The 21,043-nt window shown below is 64.4% G+C and carries 20 protein-coding genes; 8 read left to right on the plus strand and 12 right to left on the minus strand.

The window, feature by feature from the left end; translation table 11 throughout:
* Nucleotides 1-36 precede the first annotated feature (36 nt).
* Complete coding sequence (locus DYZ14_RS15875; protein WP_154721584.1) at nucleotides 37-1,578, plus strand: Do family serine endopeptidase; 1,542 nt, start codon at nucleotides 37-39, stop codon at nucleotides 1,576-1,578.
* A gap of 56 nt (nucleotides 1,579-1,634) precedes the next feature.
* Here DYZ14_RS15875 and DYZ14_RS15880 read toward each other — a convergent pair whose 3' ends face one another.
* On the minus strand, nucleotides 1,635-4,022 hold the full coding sequence (locus DYZ14_RS15880) for a putative bifunctional diguanylate cyclase/phosphodiesterase (RefSeq protein ID WP_154721585.1): 2,388 nt from the start codon (nucleotides 4,020-4,022) through the stop codon (nucleotides 1,635-1,637).
* 276 nt (nucleotides 4,023-4,298) lie between these two features.
* Between DYZ14_RS15880 and DYZ14_RS15885 the strand changes: the two genes are divergently transcribed.
* Nucleotides 4,299-5,060, plus strand: a complete 762-nt coding sequence (locus tag DYZ14_RS15885) for a TylF/MycF/NovP-related O-methyltransferase (RefSeq protein ID WP_195949978.1) — start codon at nucleotides 4,299-4,301, stop codon at nucleotides 5,058-5,060.
* 119 nt (nucleotides 5,061-5,179) lie between these two features.
* Here DYZ14_RS15885 and DYZ14_RS15890 read toward each other — a convergent pair whose 3' ends face one another.
* Nucleotides 5,180-5,725, minus strand: coding sequence for a GNAT family N-acetyltransferase (locus DYZ14_RS15890; RefSeq protein ID WP_154721587.1), 546 nt, complete (start codon nucleotides 5,723-5,725; stop codon nucleotides 5,180-5,182).
* 20 nt (nucleotides 5,726-5,745) lie between these two features.
* Nucleotides 5,746-6,636, minus strand: a complete 891-nt coding sequence (serB, locus tag DYZ14_RS15895) for a phosphoserine phosphatase SerB (protein WP_154721588.1) — start codon at nucleotides 6,634-6,636, stop codon at nucleotides 5,746-5,748.
* Here serB and miaA point away from each other — a divergent pair.
* Entirely contained in the window at nucleotides 6,635-7,528 is an 894-nt protein-coding gene (gene miaA, locus DYZ14_RS15900; RefSeq protein WP_154721610.1) for a tRNA (adenosine(37)-N6)-dimethylallyltransferase MiaA, read from the plus strand. The genes serB and miaA overlap by 2 nt on opposite strands.
* Here the strand turns inward: miaA and DYZ14_RS15905 are convergent.
* Nucleotides 7,525-8,136 carry a cysteine hydrolase family protein gene (locus DYZ14_RS15905; protein WP_154721589.1) on the minus strand — a complete coding sequence of 204 codons (612 nt, stop codon included), beginning with the start codon at nucleotides 8,134-8,136 and terminating at the stop codon, nucleotides 7,525-7,527. The genes miaA and DYZ14_RS15905 overlap by 4 nt on opposite strands.
* Nucleotides 8,137-8,238: 102 nt before the next feature.
* Entirely contained in the window at nucleotides 8,239-10,464 is a 2,226-nt protein-coding gene (locus DYZ14_RS15910) for an ATP-binding protein (RefSeq protein ID WP_154721590.1), read from the minus strand.
* A 348-nt stretch (nucleotides 10,465-10,812) separates the two neighbouring features.
* Here DYZ14_RS15910 and DYZ14_RS15915 point away from each other — a divergent pair, with 348 nt between their 5' ends.
* Nucleotides 10,813-12,591 (plus strand): acetolactate synthase 3 large subunit, encoded by a 1,779-nt coding sequence (locus DYZ14_RS15915; RefSeq protein ID WP_154721591.1) that lies wholly within the window; start codon nucleotides 10,813-10,815, stop codon nucleotides 12,589-12,591.
* A 22-nt stretch (nucleotides 12,592-12,613) separates the two neighbouring features.
* Nucleotides 12,614-13,186, plus strand: a complete 573-nt coding sequence (gene ilvN, locus DYZ14_RS15920; protein ID WP_115669189.1) for an acetolactate synthase small subunit — start codon at nucleotides 12,614-12,616, stop codon at nucleotides 13,184-13,186.
* Nucleotides 13,187-13,287: 101 nt separating this feature from the next.
* Here ilvN and DYZ14_RS15925 read toward each other — a convergent pair whose 3' ends face one another.
* On the minus strand, nucleotides 13,288-13,740 hold the full coding sequence (locus tag DYZ14_RS15925; RefSeq protein ID WP_445292507.1) for a metalloregulator ArsR/SmtB family transcription factor: 453 nt from the start codon (nucleotides 13,738-13,740) through the stop codon (nucleotides 13,288-13,290).
* A gap of 146 nt (nucleotides 13,741-13,886) precedes the next feature.
* Nucleotides 13,887-14,732: an aldo/keto reductase gene (locus DYZ14_RS15930; protein ID WP_154721592.1), complete on the minus strand. Its 846-nt coding sequence runs from the start codon at nucleotides 14,730-14,732 to the stop codon at nucleotides 13,887-13,889.
* 148 nt (nucleotides 14,733-14,880) lie between these two features.
* Between DYZ14_RS15930 and DYZ14_RS15935 the strand changes: the two genes are divergently transcribed.
* Together DYZ14_RS15935 and DYZ14_RS15940 are read left to right on the plus strand one after the other, a co-directional pair.
* A complete protein-coding gene (locus tag DYZ14_RS15935; RefSeq protein ID WP_154721593.1) occupies nucleotides 14,881-15,474 on the plus strand; it encodes a LysE family translocator in 594 nt (197 codons plus the stop codon).
* A 233-nt stretch (nucleotides 15,475-15,707) separates the two neighbouring features.
* Nucleotides 15,708-16,505: a hypothetical protein gene (locus DYZ14_RS15940; RefSeq protein WP_154721594.1), complete on the plus strand. Its 798-nt coding sequence runs from the start codon at nucleotides 15,708-15,710 to the stop codon at nucleotides 16,503-16,505.
* Between the two features lie 52 nt (nucleotides 16,506-16,557).
* Here DYZ14_RS15940 and DYZ14_RS15945 read toward each other — a convergent pair whose 3' ends face one another.
* Genes DYZ14_RS15945 through DYZ14_RS15955 form a run of 3 tightly spaced genes read right to left on the minus strand, consistent with a single transcriptional unit; the run spans nucleotide 16,558 to nucleotide 18,258 of the window.
* Nucleotides 16,558-17,352 (minus strand): anti-sigma factor family protein, encoded by a 795-nt coding sequence (locus DYZ14_RS15945; RefSeq protein ID WP_154721595.1) that lies wholly within the window; start codon nucleotides 17,350-17,352, stop codon nucleotides 16,558-16,560.
* Nucleotides 17,349-17,903 carry a sigma-70 family RNA polymerase sigma factor gene (locus DYZ14_RS15950; protein WP_154721596.1) on the minus strand — a complete coding sequence of 185 codons (555 nt, stop codon included), beginning with the start codon at nucleotides 17,901-17,903 and terminating at the stop codon, nucleotides 17,349-17,351. The genes DYZ14_RS15945 and DYZ14_RS15950 overlap by 4 nt, the downstream gene beginning before the upstream one ends.
* Nucleotides 17,887-18,258 carry a COG4315 family predicted lipoprotein gene (locus DYZ14_RS15955; RefSeq protein WP_154721597.1) on the minus strand — a complete coding sequence of 124 codons (372 nt, stop codon included), beginning with the start codon at nucleotides 18,256-18,258 and terminating at the stop codon, nucleotides 17,887-17,889. Before DYZ14_RS15955 ends, DYZ14_RS15950 begins: the two co-directional genes overlap by 17 nt.
* 199 nt (nucleotides 18,259-18,457) lie before the next feature.
* Here DYZ14_RS15955 and DYZ14_RS15960 point away from each other — a divergent pair, with 199 nt between their 5' ends.
* Nucleotides 18,458-19,585: an ATP-dependent DNA helicase gene (locus DYZ14_RS15960; protein ID WP_154721598.1), complete on the plus strand. Its 1,128-nt coding sequence runs from the start codon at nucleotides 18,458-18,460 to the stop codon at nucleotides 19,583-19,585.
* Between the two features lie 16 nt (nucleotides 19,586-19,601).
* Here the strand turns inward: DYZ14_RS15960 and DYZ14_RS15965 are convergent, their stop codons facing one another.
* Both DYZ14_RS15965 and DYZ14_RS15970 read right to left on the minus strand, forming a co-directional pair.
* On the minus strand, nucleotides 19,602-20,102 hold the full coding sequence (locus DYZ14_RS15965) for a DUF4405 domain-containing protein (protein ID WP_154721599.1): 501 nt from the start codon (nucleotides 20,100-20,102) through the stop codon (nucleotides 19,602-19,604).
* A 96-nt stretch (nucleotides 20,103-20,198) separates the two neighbouring features.
* A complete protein-coding gene (locus tag DYZ14_RS15970; protein WP_154721612.1) occupies nucleotides 20,199-20,891 on the minus strand; it encodes a MerR family transcriptional regulator in 693 nt (230 codons plus the stop codon).
* Nucleotides 20,892-21,043 lie beyond the last annotated feature (152 nt).

Here is a 21,043-nt window from a genome sequence, read left to right on the forward strand (position 1 = left end):
GCCAAGAAGACGTCTGTTCAGCCAGAGGAAGACCACATGATCCGGACCGCGTCCAAGTCCCGCACCGCAATCGCGGCCCTGCTGTTCGGCACGGCACTGTCGCTCGGCGCGATCGGCTCGAGCCGTGCGGCCATGGCCCAGGGGCCCGACTCGGTGGCTGATCTGGCGCAGGGCCTGCTCGGGGCGGTGGTCAACATCTCCACCTCGCAGAGCGTCAAGGAAGAGGGTGACGGCCCCGTGCCGCAGGTGCCGGAAGGCTCGCCCTTCCAGGAGCTGTTCGAGGATTTCTTCAAGAACCGCGGCGACGGCGGCGGCAGTAACAGGGTCAATTCGCTGGGCTCCGGCTTCGTCATCGATCCGAAGGGATTCGTCGTCACCAACAATCACGTGATCGAGGGCGCCGACGACATCGAGGTGATCTTCCCCGACGGCTCCAAGCTCAAGGCCGAGCTGATCGGCACCGATCCGAAGACCGACCTTTCGGTGCTGAAGGTCGAGCCGCCGGCGCCGCTGACCGCCGTCAAGTTCGGCGATTCGCGCAAGATGCGCATCGGTGACTGGGTCATGGCGATCGGCAATCCGTTCGGGCTCGGCGGTTCGGTCACCGTCGGCATCATCTCGGCCAGCGGCCGCAACATCAATGCCGGGCCTTACGACAATTTCATCCAGACCGATGCGGCGATCAACAAGGGCAATTCCGGCGGCCCGCTGTTCAACATGAACGGCGAAGTCATAGGAATCAATACGGCGATCATCTCGCCGAGCGGCGGTTCGATCGGCATCGGTTTTGCGGTGCCGACGGAGCTGGCGGAAAACGTCATCAACCAGCTGATCGAGTTCGGCGAGACGCGACGCGGCTGGCTCGGCGTGCGGATCCAGCCGGTGACCGACGAGGTGGCGGAAAGCCTGAAGATCGGCAAGGCGCGCGGCGCGCTGGTGAGCGGGCTGGTCAAGGGCGGTCCGGTCGAGAACGGTCCGATCCGGATCGGTGACGTGATCGTGTCGTTCGACGGCAAGGAGGTCGACGACACGCGCGACCTCGTCAGAACAGTCGCAGAGAGCGCGGTCGGGGCCGAGGTCAAGGTGATCGTGCTGCGCGACGGCAAGGAAGAGACGCTGAGCGTGACGCTCGGACGGCTGGAAGACGAGAAGGCGCCCGTCGTGGCGTCCTCCGAGGACGGTGTGCTGGTGCCGGAAGGCGAAGGCGAGGAAGCCGTGCCGGGGGACGAGGGCGGGGGGCAGCAATCGCCGACCGCGCCGGGCGCACAGTCGCCGGCGATCCTCGGGGCGATCGGCATCGAGCTTGCACCGCTCGACGATGCTTCCCGCAAGACCTATGCGATCGCCGAGAGTGTCGAAGGCGTGGTGATCACCACCGTCACGCCAGGCTCGCCGGCCGCGGAAAAAGGGCTCGAGCCGGGGCAGGTGATCGTCGAGGTGGCGCAGGAATTCGTCGAGACGCCCGAGGCGGTCGCAGAGACACTGACCACGCTGAAGAGCGAGGGCCGGCGCAATGCCTATGTGATGATTTCGGACGCCGGAGGCAATCTGCGCCACGTCGCCATCCCGCTCGAATAGGGCCGTAGCCCCCAATTCGGGAGGACGGCTGTTTGCTTCCTTCCGGCCTTGGTTCGTCAGGCGATCTGGCGGATCACTCCTGGTTCACGTACGTTCGTCAGTATCTTCTCCAGCTCATCTGCCGGCATCGGGCGGCCGACGAGGTAGCCCTGGATCTCGCCACAGCCGAGACTTCGCAGGATGCCGTATTGCGCTTCGGTCTCGACGCCTTCGGCAGCAACCGACATGCCGAGGTCGTGCCCGAGCCGGATGATGGCATCGACGATGGCGCGGCTGTCGGCATTGGTTTCGATGTCGGAGATGAAGGACTGGTCGATCTTCAGCTTGTCGAAGCGATATTTGCGCAGATAGCTGAGTGACGAATAGCCTGTGCCGAAATCGTCGAGCGCGACGCGCACGCCAAGGGCGGTGATCGCGACAAGCGTCGATTCCATGAGTGCATTGGTCTTCAAGAGCAGCGATTCCGTCACTTCCAGTTCGAGGCGGGCCGGCGGCAGGCCGCTGTCGCGCAGGGCGTCGGCAATGCCGGCGTAGAGCCCCGTCCCGGCGAACTGGCGCGGCGACAGATTGACCGCGATCCGGATCGGCTGGGGCCAGGAGGCCGCGGTGATGCATCCTTCGCGGATGGCCCAGGCGCCGATCTTTTCGATCAGGCCGATGTCTTCGGCGATCGGGATGAATTCCGTCGGGCTGATCGTTCCAAGGGTCGGATGGTGCCAGCGCAGGAGCGCTTCGGCGCAGACGATCCGACCGCTGCCGCTGTCAACCAGCGGCTGGAAATGCAGCGTCAGGGACCCGGCTGCCACGGCGGCGCGCAGTTCCTGCTCGATCAGGTTTCGGCGGCGGGCGGCAGCGTCGAGCGAGGTATCGAAGAAGTGGAAGCGATTGCGGCCATCGGCCTTGGCACGATAGAGCGCAAGGTCGGCGTTCCGCATCAGCGCGTCCGCGTCGCGGCCGTCGATCGGGGCGCAGGCAATGCCGATCGAGACACCGATGCGGGCGGTGCCGGAAGCCAGCGGGAAAGGTTGGGAGAGCGCATTGACCAGCCTGTCGGCGAGGGCGGCGACGGCGCGCGGGTCCTGCATGGACGTATGGATGACGGCGAACTCGTCGCCGCCGAGCCGGGCGAGCGTGTCGGTCTCGCCGCAGACCGACTGCAGCAGCTTGGCCACCTCCCGCAACAACTCGTCGCCAGCGCCATGTCCATGGGTGTCATTGACCTGCTTGAAGCGGTCGAGATCGAGCAGGAGGATCGAGAAGTGCTCGTCGAAGCGCTCCAGCCGGTCGATCGCGCGCGACAGGCCCTCGTTGAGAAGGACACGATTGCCGACATTGGTGAGGCTGTCGTGGCGTGCCATGTGTTCGATCCGGCGGCGGGCCTCGCGCGCCTGGGTCACGTCGCGTCCGACGCCACGGTAGCCGGTGAAGTTTCCCTCCGCGTCGAACATGGCCTTGGCACTGAGAGACCAGACGCCCGGTTCGCCGTCCTGGACGACACAGACCTCGACATCCCGGAACGAGGTATGGCTGGTCAGCAGCTTGCGCAGGCTTTCCGCGCCATTCAGTTTGTACGGCGTACCGCAAGTCGAGCCGTCACACGGGAGCAGCTCCCAGAGAAAACGGTGATGGGCCTGCTCATCGGTGCAACCGAGTTCCTCAAAGAGGCGCGGGGAGGCCCGCCGCAGGCGAAGTTCGGCGTCGAGACCCCACAGCCAGTCGGCGGCGTTCTCTTCGAAGTCGTTGAGCAGCAGGCCGATGACGTCGCGCTGTTCGTCGGAGGCCATCTGGGCACGGACGCGGATGGTGAGGTTCTCGCAAAGCGCCAGCGACGAGCGCACGATGATCGCCGTATAGATCACATAGAGCGCGACCAGGCTGAAACCCACGGCTTCGTTGGCGACGCTGAGGGCCAGCAGCGATACCATTCCCATGAGGACGCTGAAGGTGATGGCCGCCGGCGGGATCGTCGCCAGGGCGAAACCGCCGCCGCCCATCATGCCGACGCTGATCGCGACGATCACCAGCCGTTGGTGGTCGGTGGCATGCGGGTAGAAAAGCACGGTCAGCGCTGCCCAGAGGCCGCTCAGCACGGCGGCGAAGACCACCGCCTGACGGGAGCCGCGAAGGGACGCAACCTGGCGCGGTGGCAGCCTGCCGTTGCGCCATGCTGCAATGCCGTTATAGGCCGCGATGACCATGATGAGCACTGCCCAGAGCGCGACCCAGGCAAACAGGTCGCTGCCGGCAAAGGCGATCAGCGCAACGATCGCATTGGCGATGTTGGCACCCATCATCAAGGGCGTGTTGTGCAGGACCGTTGACAGGCGGACCGCCCGGATGCGGTCCGCTTCGGCCTCGGTCTGGCCTGCTTCGCCCAGCCGAAGAAATCGGTCGCCGGCTAAGCGCAGGGCATGGCCAAGCCGGGAAATTCCATTTGTGCTCATGGATATTAGAATAAATGCAGGTGCTTAAAAGCTGATAAAGCGGGGACGAGCCGGGCGGGTAGATCAAAACAGCGTGAGCGTACGATTAACGCCGGGCGGGGCGTGCCGAAATGCGACAGTTGATGGGCTTCATGGCCGCGGGGAAGCTCACAGCCTGGGACAAGTTTCGCTCTCTAGGGTCCCTTGAGAAGGTAGGCGCCGCCGCGACGATTAGAAGCCCCATGCTCGATGGCGGCGTCGGCCGGAGGCGTTCAAGCGGGAAGGCGCATCGGACACATGAAGGATACTTTTTTCTACCCCTCGGATGGCGAGAGCAAGTTCTTCGGCAAGCTCAACGAAATCACCACGCGCTGGCCGCACGATGTGCGCCACTATCTCGATCTGTTCCCGACCTATGTCAGCCGACGTTCGTTCATCCGGCAGCTGGCGCATTACGAGCTGTTCAAGCTGACCGTGGAACTGCCCGGTCACTATGCCGATTTCGGCGTCTATTACGGCAAGTCCTTCTTCAGCTGGCACAAGTTCATCGAGGTGCTGACCCCGACCGCGACCCACAAGAAGGTCATCGGCTTCGACAGCTTCGCCGGCTTTCCCAGCCTGCATGAGGAAGACGGCGCGCTCGACGCCAATGTGCAGAAGGAAGTCGGCGGCCTAAGCTCGGAAAATTTCCTCGACGAGTTCCGCGAACTGTTGAAGCTGCACAACGAGGACGGCGTGCTGCCGACCGGCCGCGGGCAGATCGTCGAGGGCGACATTTCCAAGACCCTGCCGGAATGGCTGGAAAAGAACCCGGAATCGCGCTTCTGCCTGATCAATGTCGATGTCGACATCTATGAGCCGACCAAGACCATTCTCGAGCATTGCTGGGACCGGCTGGTGCCGGGCGGCGTGCTGATCCTTGACGAATATGCGACGAGCAAATGGCCGGGCGAGACGCGCGCCTGGGACGATTTCGCCCGCAAGAACGGGATCGCGGTCCCGGTCAAGCGGTTCCCCTGGGCCAATGCGCCGGGCGGCTACATCGTCAAGGGCGCCTGATCGCGCCCTTGTTCAAACCTTAGAGTCTGTCAGGCTCATTCTCAACCAGCCAGACTCTAACTCTGTTGTTTTCGTTTGTCTCTTCGGGAAAACCGGTTCCCACTTCTGCCTGACAAACTCTAGGGCCGGCCGATCCGGTAAAGGACGTGCCGCTTCAGATGCGGGTGGGTGTCGGGGACGCGCGGGTGGTCGAAATCGCCATCCGCGTCGCGGCGCATGCCGATCCGCTGCATGACCGCCGTCGAGCGCCTGTTGGCTTCAACCGCGAAGGAAACAATTTCGGACAAGCCCTTGGTCGCGAATCCGAAATCGATGAGGGCGCGTGCCGCTTCGGTGACGTAGCCCTGGCCCCAGAAGCGGGTGGCGAGCCGCCAGCCGACCTCGACGGTCGCTTCGGGCAGGATCGGGTAGAGGCCTGGCTTGGACAGGCCACAGAAACCGATCGGCTCGGCACTCTGCTTCAATTCCACCGCGTAGCAACCGAAACCCGTCTCGTCGATCATGGCGCGCATGCGCTCCATCATCGCGTCGGCTTCCTGAGGCGTGCGGCGGAAGGGAAAGAACTCCATGACCTTGGGGTCGCGGTTGATCTCGCGAAACAGATCGCGATCGCTCTCGCGCCAGTTGCGCAGGATAAGCCGCGGCGTTTCGAGGATCGGAGCCATGGCCACTCTCGGCTGGTTGCTCAGGGCGTGACGAAATCGGTCTTGCGATAGCCCTGCAGGTACAGAAGGGCGGTCAGGTCGCCGTGGTCGATGCGGATCTTCGCCTGGGCGGCAACCGAGGGCTTGGCATGAAGAGCGACGCCGGAACCGGCAAGTTCCAGCATGCCGAGGTCGTTGGCGCCGTCGCCCACCGCGATTGCCTCGTGGGTGTCGATGCCGAGGCGGGCGGCGATGTCGACCAGCGCATCGACCTTGGCCTGCTTGCCGAGGATCGGCTCGGCCACTTCCCCGGTGAGGATTCCGTCCTTTTCCAGCAGGATATTGGCACGGTTCTCGTGGAAACCGAGGCGGGCGGAGATCGGTGCGGTAAAGACGGTGAAGCCGCCGGAGACGAGGGCGGTGTAGTGACCCCTGGCCTTCATCGTGGCGATCAGTTCCAGGCCTCCGGGGGTGAGCGTGATGCGCTTTTCGATCACTTCGTCGACCACCTTGATCGGCAGGCCCTTCAAGAGCGCAACGCGTTCCCGTAGCGCCGGCTCGAAGGCAATCTCGCCGTTCATGGCGCGTGCGGTGATCAGCGACACCTTGTCCTTGAGACCGACTTCGGCCGCCAGTTCGTCGATGCATTCCTGGCCGATCATGGTCGAATCCATGTCGGCGATCAGGAACTTCTTGCGCCGCGTGTCGGCGCCCTGCACGGCGACGTCGATCTTATGATCGCCGATCAGCGCGCGGAGCTGCGCTTCGGCGGCACTTTCGTCCGTCCCGTCCTTCAGCACGATGTCGCAGGCGATTCCGTCGGCGAGCCAGTAGAGGCCGGATGCCTTGAGGCTCTCGGCGGCGCGCTCGGCAAGCGCGGGCTCAAGGATCGGATTTGACGGATTGGCGAGAAGCGTGGCAACGAAGGCCATGATGGAAAATCCTGAAAACGACATCGACGCGATCCTGATAACCGGGCCGACCGCCAGCGGCAAGTCCGCGCTGGCGCTGGAACTGGCAAAGCGGCACGGCGGCCACGTAATCAATGCCGACAGCATGCAGGTCTATGATACGCTGAGGGTTCTGACCGCGCGCCCGTCGGAGGAAGAGATGGAGGGCGTGCCGCATCATCTCTACGGCCATGTGCCGGCGGGCGCCGCCTATTCGACCGGCGACTGGCTGCGGGACGTGGGGGCGCTCATCGGCGATCTGAAGGCGAAGCGCGTGCTGCCGGTGATCGTCGGGGGCACGGGGCTCTATTTCAAGGCGTTGACCGGCGGGCTCGACGACATGCCGGCGATCCCAGCCGATATCCGCAAGCACTTGCGCGACCGGTTGATCGCGGAGGGCCCGGAGGCGCTCTACCGGGAGCTCGAAAGCCGGGATCCGGCGATGGCCGCGCGGCTCGGCCGCCAGGACGGGCAACGCATCGTGCGGGCGCTGGAGGTGCTGGAGGCGACCGGCCGGTCGATTGCCGCGTTTCAAGGGCAGGGCGGGCCGGTGATCGTCGATGCCGAGCGGGCGCGCAAGATCGTCAAGCTGCCGGACCGCAAGCTCTTGCACGACCGGATCAACCGCCGCTTCGCGCGGATGTTCGATGACGGCGCGGTCGAAGAGGTCGAGGCGCTGCTGGCGCTCGGTCTCTCGCCGGACATGCCGGCGATGAAGGCGATCGGGGTGTTGCAGATCCTCGCCCTGCTGCGGGGCGAGATGACGCCGGATCAGGTGGTCGAGACGGCCTCGGCCGCGACGCGGCAATATGCCAAGCGTCAGATGACCTGGTTCCGCAACCAGATGGACGAGAGCTGGGAGAGGGTAGGTTAAGCGGAGGACGTTCGCGTCAGGCCTTTGGCGGACAACGGACAAGGCAAGTCGTTGACTTCCGGCAGTCCTGCCAGAATTTCGGCGACAGGCGCCAGCCGGGCTATCTTGCCGTCCATGTAGGCGAGCGACATTTCCGCGTGTGCATTGTCGTAGGAGTCGATGCACTCTTTGGCAAGGACCACGCGAAGGTCGCGCTGGTAGGCGTCGATTGCCGCCATTCTCACACAGGCATGGGTGTTGATGCCGCAGATGGTGATTTCGCCCACGTTGCTTTGGAGCAGAAGGTCGTCAAGCCCGGTGCGGAAGAAGGCACTGTAGCGCTTCTTGACGATCACGCCGTCGCCCGCCCGGCAGTCCAGGTCCGGATGCAGTTGAGCGCCGCGCGTGCCCTCGATGCAGATCCTGACCTGGCGATCCCGCATTTCGAGAAAGGCATCGCTGAGGTCGGGACGGAATTCCTGCCTGACCCAGATGACGGGAAACTGGCGCTCTCGGAACGCACTCGCCAGCCTGTTCGTATGGGAAATCAGGGCCTCGACCGTGGGGCGGTCCCAGTGGTCCAGAAAGTCGTTGAGCAGATCGATGACGATGAGGCAGCGCTGGGTCATCGGGTGATGATGGGGTCATCGCAAGAATGTATTGTGACAGTTTCGCCGGCCGCGAGGGCGGGCTCCGCAGCAACGGCAGGACCGGCAAGGCAATCTCGCCGATCAGTCCTTACGATAGAGGCTCGACAGCGGCTTCTTCAGGATGCTCTCGCGCAGCGATGAACCGGGTTCGCGCCGGATCGACGGGGCGGGTTCGGTCCGCTCCAGCGGCGGTTGCGGCTGGTACCGAGTGGTATAGGGGTCCCGGACCGTGTCTGCCGGATCGTCGAGCCGGCGGGTGTAGCGGGGAGGCTCGTCCGACAGAGCGGTGCGCGGCAGCATGTCGGGGCGGTAGGGTTCGATCGGCGGCGCGTCGAGCCGCGGTCTGTCGAGCGGCGCGACGTCGGGCTGCGGGTTATCAATCCGCGGGGCCGGGCGCTCGAATGCCGGCTCCGGATGGCGCATGACCGGCGGGGCGGACGGGGCCGATTGCGGCGCCGGCGTCATCAGGGCCTGGCGGATTTCCTCGAAGGTGGCGTCGTGGCCAAGATCGGGCAGCGGCTCGCTCTCGGCTGCCGCCGGCCTCGGCGGTTCGCCCGTCGATCCGCCCGGCGTGTATTCGTCCCTGTCGTCGGCATTGCTGGATCGCCCGCCGTCGAAACTTTGCTGGAAGGCGGAAATGTCGGGGCCGGCAATGGCGCGCATGCGGCTGACGATGGTGCGCAGGTCGACCGTGTCGGGGCCGTCGTCGGAGGCCTTGGCGGTGACGCCATTGGCCTTTGGCAGGTGGCTTTCGTCGACGCGGGAAAAGCGCATGCGCATCGGCACGGCGATGGCCTCGCCGAACGCGATCGCCTCGCCATTGCCGATCGACGAGATGAAGCTGGTGGTGGAAATCGACGAATCGGGGATGGCCGAGCGGATGATCTCCTGGTCGCGGTCGTTGGCAAGCCGCATGGCAAACAGCGTCGAGCACTGCGACAGGATCGTCTGGTCGAGTTCGCCGGGACGCTGGGTGATGATGCCGAGCGAGACGCCGTATTTGCGGCCTTCCTTGGCGATGCGGGCGATTGCCTGGCGGGTCGGGAAGAAGCCGAGATTGGGATCGGCGGGCACGTAGCGGTGGGCTTCCTCGCACACGACCAGCATGTGGATCGCGCCGTTCGACCAGAGCGCCAGCTCAAACGCCATGCGGCAGAGAACGGAGGCGACCGAGTTGACCACTTCCGACGGGATGCCGGCGAGCTGGAAGGTCGAGATCGGCCGATCGTCTCCCGGAATGCGGAAGATATGGGCGATCGTCTCCATGATCGTGTCGCTGATCGTGTTGTTGGAGAACATGAAGTGGTAGCGCGGGTCGTTGATCGCCGCCATGATGCGCATCTTCAGCGAGCGCAGCATGGGCTTTTCGCCGCGGCCCTCGAGCCGGCCGATGCGTTCGTCGATCAGTGCCAGCAGGTCGGCGATGCGGTAGGGAACGGGCGTGTCGGCGGTGAGCGAACTCTTGTCGCTGGAGCGGCGCATCAGCGCGCTCTCATTGGCGCGGAAGGCCCGCTTGGCCTCCGGCATCAGGTCGCGCAGGATGTCGAGTTCTTCGGCGACGGGCGGGCGGCCGCGGAACAGGACCTCGGCGAATTCCTCGAGGCGCATCAGCCAGAAAGGCAAGTCGAGCGTGTCGGTGTCGATGACGACGGCGTGCTCTGGGAATGCGGCGGCGAATTCGTTGTGCGGGTCGAGGATCAGCACCCGCAGCTTGGGATCGCTCTCGATCGCCTTGCGCAGCAAAAGCGAGACGGCAGTCGATTTGCCGACGCCGGTCGAGCCGACCACGGCGAAATGCTTCGACAGCATGGAGGGGACGTGGATGGTCGCGTCGATACTCTCGTCCTGGGTGATCTTGCCGATCACCGCGGTGTCGCCCTTGCGGGTATCGTAAATGCGCAGAAGATCGGCGGCGCGGATGCGATGGGCGATGGCGCCGAGATAGGGGTAGCGCGAAATGCCGGTGGAGAAGAGTTCGCTGCCGTCCTCGCCGACATGCACTTCGCCGAGCAGTTCGACCTCGATGAGGAAGGTGTTGTCCTCACCTTCGCCCCAGTTCTTCGTGCCGGTCTGCATGGAATAGGCCAGCGCCACGACGCGGTTCTTGCCGACCGTGATCGAGATCAGCCGGCCGACCGACCAGAGTTCGGTCAGATCCGTGCCGCCGGCTTCGGCGATGGCCGCGATCGTCGCGCGCGAACCGTTGCAGGCAACGACGCGGCCGAGGAAGCGGTTTCCCCGCGCCATCTGGTCGCGGCGATCCTGTTCGCCGGCCTGGCCGGAAGTCTGGAGATCACTATTGCGCAATGTCTGCTCCCTCGTCGGGCCACAGTCTAATGTCGCAGGCTTTAACAGGGTGTATAAGAAAGGCGCGATATCTTTGCATTTGCGGCAGGGTTGCGGGTGTTTTGGACCGGTTTTTGGGTCCGGCCGCGTTGACGCCTGCCATAATTCTGTCTATCACTTCTCTCCATGAACAATTCGCAGATCCTTATCGTGGTGGGAAAGCGCATGGGCAGGGTGGTGTAACCATCCGGCGACAGCCACCCATGCGCAGACAAACAGGCTCCTCAAAGGGGCCTTTTTTTATGGCCGAAACCGGGGTAGCAACCCCTTGACGACAATCCAGCAAGACAGAATGAGACGGGAAGAGGCATGACGGGCAAAGACAATCAGATGACGGGCGCCGAGATCGTCCTCCAGGCGCTGAAGGACAATGGGGTCGAGCACATCTTCGGCTATCCGGGCGGCGCCGTGTTGCCGATCTATGACGAGATCTTCCAGCAGGACGAGATCCAGCACATCCTGGTGCGCCACGAGCAGGGCGCCGGCCATGCGGCCGAAGGCTATGCCCGCTCCACCGGCAAGGTCGGCGTCATGCTGGTGACCTCCGGCCCGGGCGCCACCAATGCGGTGACGCCGCTGCAGGACGCGCTGATGGACAGCGTTCCGCTCGTCTGCATCTCCGGCCAGGTCCCGACCACGCTGATCGGCTCCGACGCCTTCCAGGAATGCGACACCGTCGGCATCACCCGGCCGTGCACCAAGCACAACTGGCTGGTCAAGGACGTCAACGATCTCGCCCGCGTCATCCACGAGGCCTTCCGCATCGCCCAGTCCGGCCGTCCGGGCCCGGTCCTGGTCGATGTGCCCAAGGACGTGCAGTTCGCCACCGGCACCTATACGCCGCCGTCCAACGACATCATCCAGAAGAGCTACCAGCCGCAGGTGCAGGGCGACATCAACGCCATCCGCGCCGCCGTCGAGTTGATGGCCAATGCGCGCCGGCCGATCATCTATTCGGGTGGTGGGGTCGTCAATTCCGGGCCGGAAGCCTCCAGGCTGCTGCGCGAACTGGTCGAACTCACCGACTTCCCGATCACCTCGACCCTGATGGGCCTCGGCTCCTATCCGGCATCCGGCAAGAACTGGCTCGGCATGCTCGGCATGCACGGTTCCTACGAGGCCAACATGGCGATGCATGACTGCGACGTCATGGTCTGCATCGGCGCGCGTTTCGACGACCGCATCACCGGCCGGCTCAACGCGTTTTCGCCGAACTCGAAGAAGATCCACATCGATATCGATCCGTCGTCGATCCACAAGAATGTCCGTGTCGACGTGCCGATCACCGGCGATGTCGGCCATGTACTGGAAGACATGGTCCGTCTGTGGCGGGCGCTGCCGAAGAAGCCCGACGTGGCCCAGACGGCCGAGTGGAAGGCGAGCGTCGAGAAGTGGCGGGCGCGCAATTCCTTCGCCTACACGCCGTCGAAGGACGTCATCATGCCGCAATACGCCATCGAGCGGCTGTCGGCGCTGACGCAGGACCGCGACACCTACATCACCACCGAAGTCGGCCAGCACCAGATGTGGGCGGCGCAGTATTTCGGCTTCGAACAGCCGAACCGCTGGATGACCTCGGGTGGTCTCGGCACCATGGGCTACGGTTTCCCGGCGGCGATCGGCGTGCAGATCGCCCATCCGGAAAGCCTGGTCATCGACATTGCCGGCGATGCCTCGATCCAGATGTGCATCCAGGAAATGTCCTGCGCCGTGCAGTACGAGGCGCCGGTCAAGATCTTCATCCTCAACAACCAGTACATGGGCATGGTGCGCCAGTGGCAGCAGCTGCTGCACGGCAACCGCCTGTCGCACTCCTATACCGAGGCGCTGCCGGACTTCGTCAAGCTGGCGGATGCCTATGGCGCGGTCGGCCTGCGTTGCGAGAAGCCGGAAGATCTCGACGACGCCATCCTCGAAATGATCAACGTCAAGAAGCCGGTGATCTTCGACTGCCGCGTCGCCAACCTCGCCAACTGCTTCCCGATGATCCCGTCGGGCAAGGCGCACAACGAAATGCTGCTGCCCGACGAGGCGACCGACGAAGCGGTGGCCAACGCCATCGACGCCAAGGGCCGCCAGCTGGTTTGACGATTGAAATAGGAACAGAGACATGAACGCACATCAGCAGCCCACCGGTTCGGCCTATTTCATCGCCAAGGAAACTGCCGCCGTCGAAAGCCATACGCTCTCGATCCTGGTCGACAACGAACCGGGCGTACTCGCCCGGGTGATCGGCCTGTTCTCCGGCCGCGGCTACAACATCGAAAGCCTCACCGTTTCGGAAACCGAGCACGAGGCGCATCTGTCGCGCATCACCATCGTGACGCGCGGCACGCCGAGCGTGCTCGAGCAGATCAAGGCGCAACTCGAGCGCATCGTGCCGGTGCATCGGGTGGTGGATCTCACGGTGCGGGCCCGCGATCTCGGGCAGGAGCGGCCGGTCGAGCGGGAAGTGGCGCTGGTCAAGGTGGCCGGCACCGGCGAGACCCGCGCCGAGACCTTGCGTCTTGCCGACGCCTTCCAGGCCAAGGTCATCGACGCGACCGTCGAGCACTTCATCTTCGAGATCACCGGCAAGTCGTCGAAGATCGACCAGTTCGTGGCGATCATGAAGCCGCTCGGCCTCAACGAGATCTGCCGCACCGGGATTGCCGCGATGAATCGTGGCCCGCAGGGCATGTGAGCTCGGTCCAAGGCTCAGATGACAAAGGACGGGCGCCTCGACGGCGCCCGTTCCGTTTCCGCATGCGCGCCCCAAGAAAACGAAATGGGGCCGCCGTCCTGCTAGAACATCGACATCTGTGCCGGTGCCGGCTTTTCAGCCGGGGGCAGATCAGTCTCGGCTGCCGCCCCTGACTTGCGCGCGCGGCCGGCTGCCGGTGCGGATGGATCCTCTTCTGCGAGCGGCGTCCCTTCGGCGGCGAGGGGCAGGGCGCCGAGGTCGGCGAGCAATCCCATCAATGCGGTTTCCACCGTCTGCTTGACCAGGGCGTAGTGTACGTACTGTCCGCGCTTGTCGCGACTGACCAGGCCGGCGGTCTCAAGGATGGTCAGATGCTGAGACACGGAGGGCTTGGCCATGTCGAAGCGCGAGGAGATCTCGCCGGCGGTGAGGCTGGATGCCGCGAGGTATTTGAGGATCGCCCGGCGCGGTGGTGCGGAGAGCGCATGAAAGACCTGCTGCATGCGACGTTCGTCGCGGCTGGCGGCTACGCCCTTCTTCGTCTGCTTTTTCAACCCTGCGCTCCGTGTCTTTCGGCTTCCTCGTGGTCGGGATTTCTATAATTAGGAAATTGCCGAAACGTCTAGCCCGGCGCCCGTTGATGCTCAGGTTTTCAACTCATTAGCTATGAAGCAAACAGTCGATCATCGAGGGCATCCGTTCACAGCATTTCCAGCGGCGTCTTGCGTGCCGGTGGCGGGAAGGCGGTGTCGAGGGCTGACCAGTCCTCGTCGCTGATGTCGAGGTCGACGGCGTCGCGGTTCTCGCGCACGCGGGCCATATTGGCGGATTTCGGGATGGCGATCACGCCGTCGCGTTCGAGGAGAAAGGCCAGCGCCACCTGGGCGGGCGTGGCCTGGTAGGCCTTGGCGACGCGGATCAGTTCCGGATGGTGCACAAGCCGGCCTTGCTCGATCGGCGAATAGGCCATGACCGGAATGGCATGGGCCTGGCACCAGGGCAGAAGGTCATGCTCGATGCCGCGGCGCGAAAGGTTGTAGAGCACCTGGTTGACCGCGCAGTTCTCGCCGCCGGGCAGGGCGAGCAGTTCCTCCATGTCGGCGACATCGAAGTTGGACACGCCCCAGGCGCCGATCTTGCCGGCGGCCCGCAGCGCCTCGAAGGCGGCGACGGTGTCCTCGAGCGGGTGTTCGCCGCGCCAATGCAGAAGGTAGAGATCGAGGCGGTCGGTCGCGAGCCGCTGAAGGCTTGCTTCGCAGGCGGCGATCGTGCCATGCCGGCTGGCGTTCCATGGGTAGACCTTGGAAACGAGAAACGCGGCTTCGCGGCGGTCTTCCAGCGCCCGGCCGACGATCCGCTCGGCCTCCCCGTCGCCATACATTTCCGCCGTGTCGACAAGCGTCATGCCGAGGTCAAGGCCGAGCCTCAGGCTGTCGATCTCGTCGCGGGCACGGGCTTTGGTTTCGCCCATCTGCCAGGTTCCGAGACCGAGCGCCGGAACGGTGGTGCCGGAAGGCAGGGTGACGGTCGGGATCGGGTCGTGCATGGAGCCTCTCGTCGTCGCTTGGCGGGTGGCCAGCTTAATCGAGTGCTCGACGCTTGCAAGATCGGCCGATTGCCATGGTGACAAATCGACGATGGCGGGCCGCCTTGTCAGCGACTATCGTGCCGCAGATTTCTTCGGGAGAGTTTTCTTGGATACCGCGACCCTGACGGCGCTCGTCACCTTTGCCTTCGCCACCTCGATTACGCCGGGGCCGAACAATATGATGCTGTTTGCTTCGGGGGTGAATTTCGGCTTCCGCCGGACGATCCCGCACATGCTCGGCATTGGCGCGGGCTTCCTGTCGCTCTTGATCGGCGTCGGCCTCGGGCTTGGCGCCTTGCTCGCAACCGTGCCGGTTCTCTATACCGGCCTGAAGATCGCCGGCGGGCTCTACCTGCTCTCCATCGCCTGGAAGATCGGCTCGTCGCGGACGCTGGGCGAGGGATCGATCAGCGGCAGGCCGATGACGTTTCTCGGCGCCGCCGCCTTCCAGTGGGTCAATCCAAAGGCCTGGGTCATGGCCGTCACGGCAATGACGGTCTATGTCGACGACCAGAGCTATCTGTCGAGCGTGATCCTCGTCGGTGTCGTCTTTGCGGCGGTCAACCTTCCCAGTGTCTCCACCTGGGCGGGTTTCGGCTCGGTCTTGCGCGAATGGCTCTCCGTGCCGGCGCGGCTCAAATGGTTCAACATCACCATGGCCCTGCTTCTCGTGGCCAGCCTTTGGCCGATGCTGCGCTGACGGGCGCGGGATAGCCCATCAGGCCGCAATTCGCTCCGCTGCCGAACAGTTCGTCCGGTTCTCGAAAATGGATGGGTGCGGGCGTCGGGCGAAGCGCGCAGAGGTTGCATTCGGGCGGGATTGCCGTATCGTGATCCTGGGTGCGGCAGAACCCAAGGGCGGGGCGTGCAATGATCGGCGATACGACGCATTCAATCAAGACGGATGATCCGAAAAAGGCGCAAGAAACACGCGTGCTCGCGCCGACGGAGGGCGGAAAACGGCTCGAACTGGGGCTCGGTCTGTACCTGCTGATCCTGCCGCTTCTGTTGACCTGCCTGCTGGTGGCGATCTGGCCGAGCCCCTATACGCCGCAAGGCAAGACGGTGGCCGAGCTGCGGTCCCTTTGGAACTTCACCGACCAGGTGGAAGTGCGGCTGCTGGCGATCGTGCTCGTCTCGGGCGCGCTCGGCAGCGCGATTTCAGCGGCACGTTCCTACGCCAATTTTCATGGCCTCGGCCGCTATGAGGCGAACTGGACATGGTGGTACCTGATGAAGGTGCCGATCGGCATGGGGCTGGCGCTGTTCCTCTACATGGTCGTGCGGGGCGGCCTGTTCTCCGCCTCGCTCTCCGACAGCGGCGCGGTGATGGATACCGCCAATCCCTTCGGCTTTGCCGCCCTCGGCGCGCTGGCCGGCATGTTCGCCAAGGAGGCGTCGGACAAGCTGGAGGAAATCTTCAAGGCTGTGTTCCGCACGGCCGAGAAGACGCCGGTGGCGCGGCCGAAGATCGAGCGGCTGGAGCCTGCCGCCAAGAAGCTGCATGATGCGGACCTGACGCTTAAGGTGGAGGGCAGCGGCTTCGATGCCAACTCCACCGTCAAGGTCGGCGACAAGAAGAGGGACAGCGTGTTCAAGAATGCTGGCCTGCTGGTCGTGACCCTGTCCTCCGAGGACCTTGCCAAGGCCGGCAAGCTTCCGATCGTGGTCGTGGCGGGTACGCAGGGCGGCGGTACCTCTGCGGCGGTGGAGCTGGCCGTCGCCGGTTGAGCGGGCGGTTTCCGAGCTTGTCGGGCCGGACGCGATTCCGGCCCGCCTGTCGTCAGGTTTCGAACTGCCGGTAGCAATCGTCGGCCACCTGCTGCAGCCGCTCACGCGATATCTCGCCCGTCACGGCATAGCCGATCGGGCCGTCGATCCAGTAGAAGGTCTCGAGGCCCGCCTCGCTGGCATAGCGAAAGCTGGTCTCGCGGTTTTCTTCGTTGCGGCCGAGCAACACCGTGATCCGCTCGCCGGCATCGTCCTCGTACATCAACAGCGCGCCGGCCTTGCCGGACACCGGCACGAGCCGGCCGCCGACAAGTTTAAGGCCCAGGGCCGAGAGGTCCGGGATGCGCAAGGGCGTGTCGAGCCGCTTGCCGAGCCAGGCGGCAAGGTGCTGCTGCTCGTCGGCGCCGACCTCGACCGGATGGCGGATATCGCTGGCATAGATCAGGAAGGCCGAGCGCGACTGGTCGGGCAGGGCGGCGGTCTGCAGCGTCGGTTGCGGCGCGCCGGTGAAGTACGGCGGAGCCAGTTGACCGGCAATCGCGCCGCCGACGAAGAGCATGACGGCGGCGGCCGCCTGCCAAGGGCGCGCCTGGTTTCGAGCGGATCGAATATCCGTCCGATTTCCCGCCCTGGAGACAAGGGTGGCATCTTCCGCCCGTGTCTCGGCGCGGCCGGCAAAGAGGCCGCGAATGTCCTCGTTCTGCCGCCGCCAGTCGGCAACCATCGCGGCGGCATCGGGATTCTTGCCCAGCCAGGCCTCGACCTCAAGCCGCCGATCCGGATCGAGAAAGCCGTCGACATAGGCGTGCAGGTCGTCTTCGCTGACGGGGATATTCTTGTCGGTCATCGCGGTCTCCGCAACGAGATGATGTTGCTGTCGTTCAGTTGATCGCGCAGGCGCTGGCGGGCCCGCGACAGGCGGGACATGACCGTGCCGATCGGCAGATCCAGCATGTCGGCCACCTCCTGATAGCCGTAGCCCTCGACGATGACCAGCATCAGCACGGCGCGGTTCTCCTCCGGCAGGCTGTCGAGGGCCGCCACCAGCCGGTCCCGCTCGAGCGGGTCGCCGTGAACCTCGGCTGCCGGCAGTTCGGCCGCCTCATCGATGCTGACGGCGGGATGGCGCGCGCGCTGGCGATAGCGGTTGCGGTAGAGATTGGTCATGATCGCATAGGTCCAGGCCTTGAGGTTGACGCCGCGCCAGTGACGCCGGTTGGCGAGCGCCTTCTCGACGCAATCCTGCAAGAGGTCGTCACCCTCGGCTTGCGAGCGGGCAAGGCTGCGCGAATAGCGCCTGAGCTGCGGCAGCAGCGCCAGCACGTCGTCTTCGAACGGGCCGGAGCCGGGGGAGGTTTCCCCCGGCTTCCGGTTGTCGCCGTCAGGGCCTTGCGGCATCCCAGACACCTTTCACGGCGTCGCCGGTGGCGTCGCCTTCCTTCATGTCCTTGACCCAGAAGTAGAGCGGCTTGCCGTCCTTGGCCCATTGCATGGCGCCGTCCTTGCGGCTCACCTGCGAATATGCACCTTCGGCCTTGGCACCGGAAGCGGCGATGAAGGGCGGCCAGTTCTTGGCGCAATCGTCGTAGCAGTTGGAGACGCCCTTCTTGTCGTTCTTGAAGGTGTAGAGGGTCATGCCGTTGTCGGCGGCGACGGCCTGGCCCTTGCCGCTCTTGACGGTCTTGACCGGGGCGGCGAGCGCGGAACCGGCAAAGGCGGCGAGCGCGATGGTAAGGAGAATGCGGTTTCTCATGGATGTCTTTCTCCGGAGAGGTTGCGGCAGGCGCCGTCCTGGGCTTGCCTGTGCATGAGACATCGCAAGGGGTTGTTTTATTCCCGCCCGGGCACAAATTTTTTCAGCATGGTCAGACCCGTCGCAAACCGTTGGACGGTCGGGCCGGGAGCCGGCCTTTGCCTTGCCAAGGCGGGGGAATCCTGCCAAGCACCATCCCATGCAGTTCGCACCCCAGCAGGACGAAGCCCTGAAAGCCGTTGCCAAATGGCTGAAGGAGGGCAAGCAGCCGGTGTTTCGCCTGTTCGGCTATGCCGGCACGGGCAAGACCACGCTTGCCCGGCATTTCGCCGAGAATGTCGATGGCGAGGTGCTGTTCGCAGCGTTTACCGGCAAGGCGGCGCAGGTGTTGCGCTCGCGCGGCGCGACCAACGCACGGACCATTCATTCGTTGATCTACCGGCCGCGCGGCGAGGAGGCCGTCGAGGACGAAGAGACCGGCCGCACCTCGATCGCGCCGATGTTTTCGATCAACCGGCAGAGTCCGCTCGCCAAGGCGGCGCTGATCGTCATCGACGAATGCTCGATGGTCGACGAGCAGCTCGGCCGCGACCTGATGAGCTTTGGCACGCCGATCCTGGTGCTCGGCGATCCCGGCCAGCTGCCGCCGGTCTCGGGCGGCGGCTTCTTCACCGACCAGGAGCCGGATTATCTGCTCACCGACATCCATCGCCAGGCGCGGGACAATCCGATCATCCAGCTCGCCATGCATGTGCGCGAGGGAAAGGAGATCATGTATGGCGACTACGGCACCGCCAAGGTGATTTCCAAGAACGAGGTGACGCAGGATCTGGTGCTCGGTGCCGACCAGGTGCTGGTCGGTACCAACAAGACGCGGCGGCGCTACAACAAGCGTCTGCGCGAGCTGAAAGGCTTCACCGTCGATTATCCGCAGGCGGGCGACAAGCTTGTGTGCCTGAGGAACGATCAGGTGAAGGGGCTGCTCAACGGCTCGCTGTGGCAGGTCATGACCTCGTCGCGCGAAACGGTAAAGCCCGGCATCAACCTGCTAATCAAGCCCGAGGACGACGACATGGATCGCGGCGCGGCGAAGATCAAGCTGTTGAAGGCCGCCTTCGAGGACGTGGAGGCGGAGATCCCGTGGGCCACGCGCAAGCGCTATGACGAATTCGACTACGGCTACGCGCTGACGGTGCACAAGGCTCAAGGGTCGCAGTGGAACGACGTCGTGCTGTTCGACGAGAGCTGGGCCTTTCGCGACACGCGCGAACGCTGGCTCTATACCGCGGTGACCCGCGCGGCGGAGACGCTCACCATCGTCCGGTGAGCGTCTGCCGTGGTCCTTACTGCGTGAGCGCGGTCAGCGCCATGACGACGTCGCGCTCGCCCTTGCCGGACGCGGTGGCGATGTCGACGAGCGACTTGCCGGTTTCCGCGGCGGTGAAGCCCTTTTCCTTCAAGACTGCGATGAAAGCCTCTTCGGTCTGGTTGTAGAGTGGTGCGACCTGGGCGGGCGTACCATTGGCGACGAGCTCGATCATGGCGACCTGTGGGGAAACGGAAGTCGTTCCGGTCAGGGCCGGCCAGGCCATGGCAAGGCCGGCGGCGAGCGACAGGCCAAGCGCGATCGCCATGGGCGGACGCTTGAAATACATCAGGAACGGACGCCAGTTCTTCCAGATGTGCAGGACGAAGGGCAGGATGAGCACCATGCTCAGCCATTCATGCATCTCGCGGAAGGCGGAGGTGCCGAAGTGGAAAAACAGCGCGATACCGGAAACGAGCGAGACCATGAACAGGCCGGTGGTGAAGGGCGTGGCGTAGCGGGAAAGGAAGGTGGGCATGGGAGGACCCTTTTGTTGTTGAGTATACGTCACGTTTAAGCCCGCCGTGACCGACTGTCCCGTTAAATCCTTGTCATATTTGACGAATTTCAAGTCTCACGAGGCGACGATGCCGAGCAGGACCGCCTTGGCGACCGCCTGGAAGCGGTTGTTGGCGTCGAGCTTGCGAATGATGGTGGTCTCGAGCGCCGCGACTTCCGAACTCGTCATCGACAGAGCGCGGGCGACGCGCAAGGGTGCATAACCCTCCGCCATGAGTTCGAGGCAGTGGCGTTCGTTCTCGTCGAGCGCAATCGAGGCGTGCCGGCTTGAGCGTTCGGATCGTCCGTCGATCGCCTCATGGGACAGGAGGGAGGCGAGTTGCTGCAACTGGCGATGGATGGTCGAAAGACTTGCCGTCAATTCGCGCTTTCGGGCGGTGAGCGCCTCCTCGAAGATCCCGTTTGCCTCCAGTTCGGAGCGGGCCGACTTGAGTGTCTCCATCAACTCCTGGATGCCCGCGACCGGCATGCCGATCTCGCGGCAGGCATTGATCAGCGCCATGCGGGCGATATCGCCGCGGCTATAGACGCGCATCAGGCCGATGCGTCGGGCGGAGAGCAGGCCTTTTTCCTCGTAGAAGTGAAGGGTGCGGTGGGTGACGCCAAAAATCTCGGCCATATCGGCGATCGGAACGGGATCCGGCGGAATGTCGCGGGGCAGGGGGATGTCGGGAAGGTAGGTGCCATCGGCAGGGGCGCCGTCGCGCCGCTGGCTTTCGCCTTGCAGATATTTCGATCCGTCCGCCATGACCTCCCCCGTCCAGCGTTGCATCAGGTCTGCGATGGCTGCCGCTCCCCCGGGAAGGTGCATTTGGCCGGCGCGTCTCCCCCGCACCGTCCTACGCCGTATATTCCAGGTTGTTCTGCAACAGTTATGTGAAACCAGCCTAGTCGGCTTGT

Source organism: Ciceribacter sp. T2.26MG-112.2 (assembly GCF_900492205.1).
Taxonomy (GTDB): Bacteria; Pseudomonadota; Alphaproteobacteria; order Rhizobiales; family Rhizobiaceae; genus Allorhizobium; species Allorhizobium naphthalenivorans_A.

Bases quoted from the DNA above. Each gene is read 5' to 3' on its own strand.
- DYZ14_RS15880 (WP_154721585.1), bottom strand. From the start codon at position 4,022: ATGAGCACAAATGGAATTTCCCGGCTTGGCCATGCCCTGCGCTTAGCC.
- DYZ14_RS15905 (WP_154721589.1), bottom strand. From the start codon at position 8,136: ATGACCCAGCGCTGCCTCATCGTCATCGATCTGCTCAACGACTTTCTG.
- DYZ14_RS15875 (WP_154721584.1), top strand. From the start codon at position 37: ATGATCCGGACCGCGTCCAAGTCCCGCACCGCAATCGCGGCCCTGCTG.
- DYZ14_RS15890 (WP_154721587.1), bottom strand. From the start codon at position 5,725: ATGGCTCCGATCCTCGAAACGCCGCGGCTTATCCTGCGCAACTGGCGC.
- DYZ14_RS15950 (WP_154721596.1), bottom strand. From the start codon at position 17,903: ATGCCGCAAGGCCCTGACGGCGACAACCGGAAGCCGGGGGAAACCTCC.
- miaA (WP_154721610.1), top strand. From the start codon at position 6,635: ATGATGGAAAATCCTGAAAACGACATCGACGCGATCCTGATAACCGGG.
- DYZ14_RS15960 (WP_154721598.1), top strand. From the start codon at position 18,458: ATGCAGTTCGCACCCCAGCAGGACGAAGCCCTGAAAGCCGTTGCCAAA.
- DYZ14_RS15955 (WP_154721597.1), bottom strand. From the start codon at position 18,258: ATGAGAAACCGCATTCTCCTTACCATCGCGCTCGCCGCCTTTGCCGGT.
- DYZ14_RS15970 (WP_154721612.1), bottom strand. From the start codon at position 20,891: ATGGCGGACGGATCGAAATATCTGCAAGGCGAAAGCCAGCGGCGCGAC.
- DYZ14_RS15945 (WP_154721595.1), bottom strand. From the start codon at position 17,352: ATGACCGACAAGAATATCCCCGTCAGCGAAGACGACCTGCACGCCTAT.
- DYZ14_RS15965 (WP_154721599.1), bottom strand. From the start codon at position 20,102: ATGCCCACCTTCCTTTCCCGCTACGCCACGCCCTTCACCACCGGCCTG.
- DYZ14_RS15915 (WP_154721591.1), top strand. From the start codon at position 10,813: ATGACGGGCAAAGACAATCAGATGACGGGCGCCGAGATCGTCCTCCAG.
- DYZ14_RS15930 (WP_154721592.1), bottom strand. From the start codon at position 14,732: ATGCACGACCCGATCCCGACCGTCACCCTGCCTTCCGGCACCACCGTT.
- DYZ14_RS15885 (WP_195949978.1), top strand. From the start codon at position 4,299: ATGAAGGATACTTTTTTCTACCCCTCGGATGGCGAGAGCAAGTTCTTC.
- serB (WP_154721588.1), bottom strand. From the start codon at position 6,636: ATGGCCTTCGTTGCCACGCTTCTCGCCAATCCGTCAAATCCGATCCTT.
- ilvN (WP_115669189.1), top strand. From the start codon at position 12,614: ATGAACGCACATCAGCAGCCCACCGGTTCGGCCTATTTCATCGCCAAG.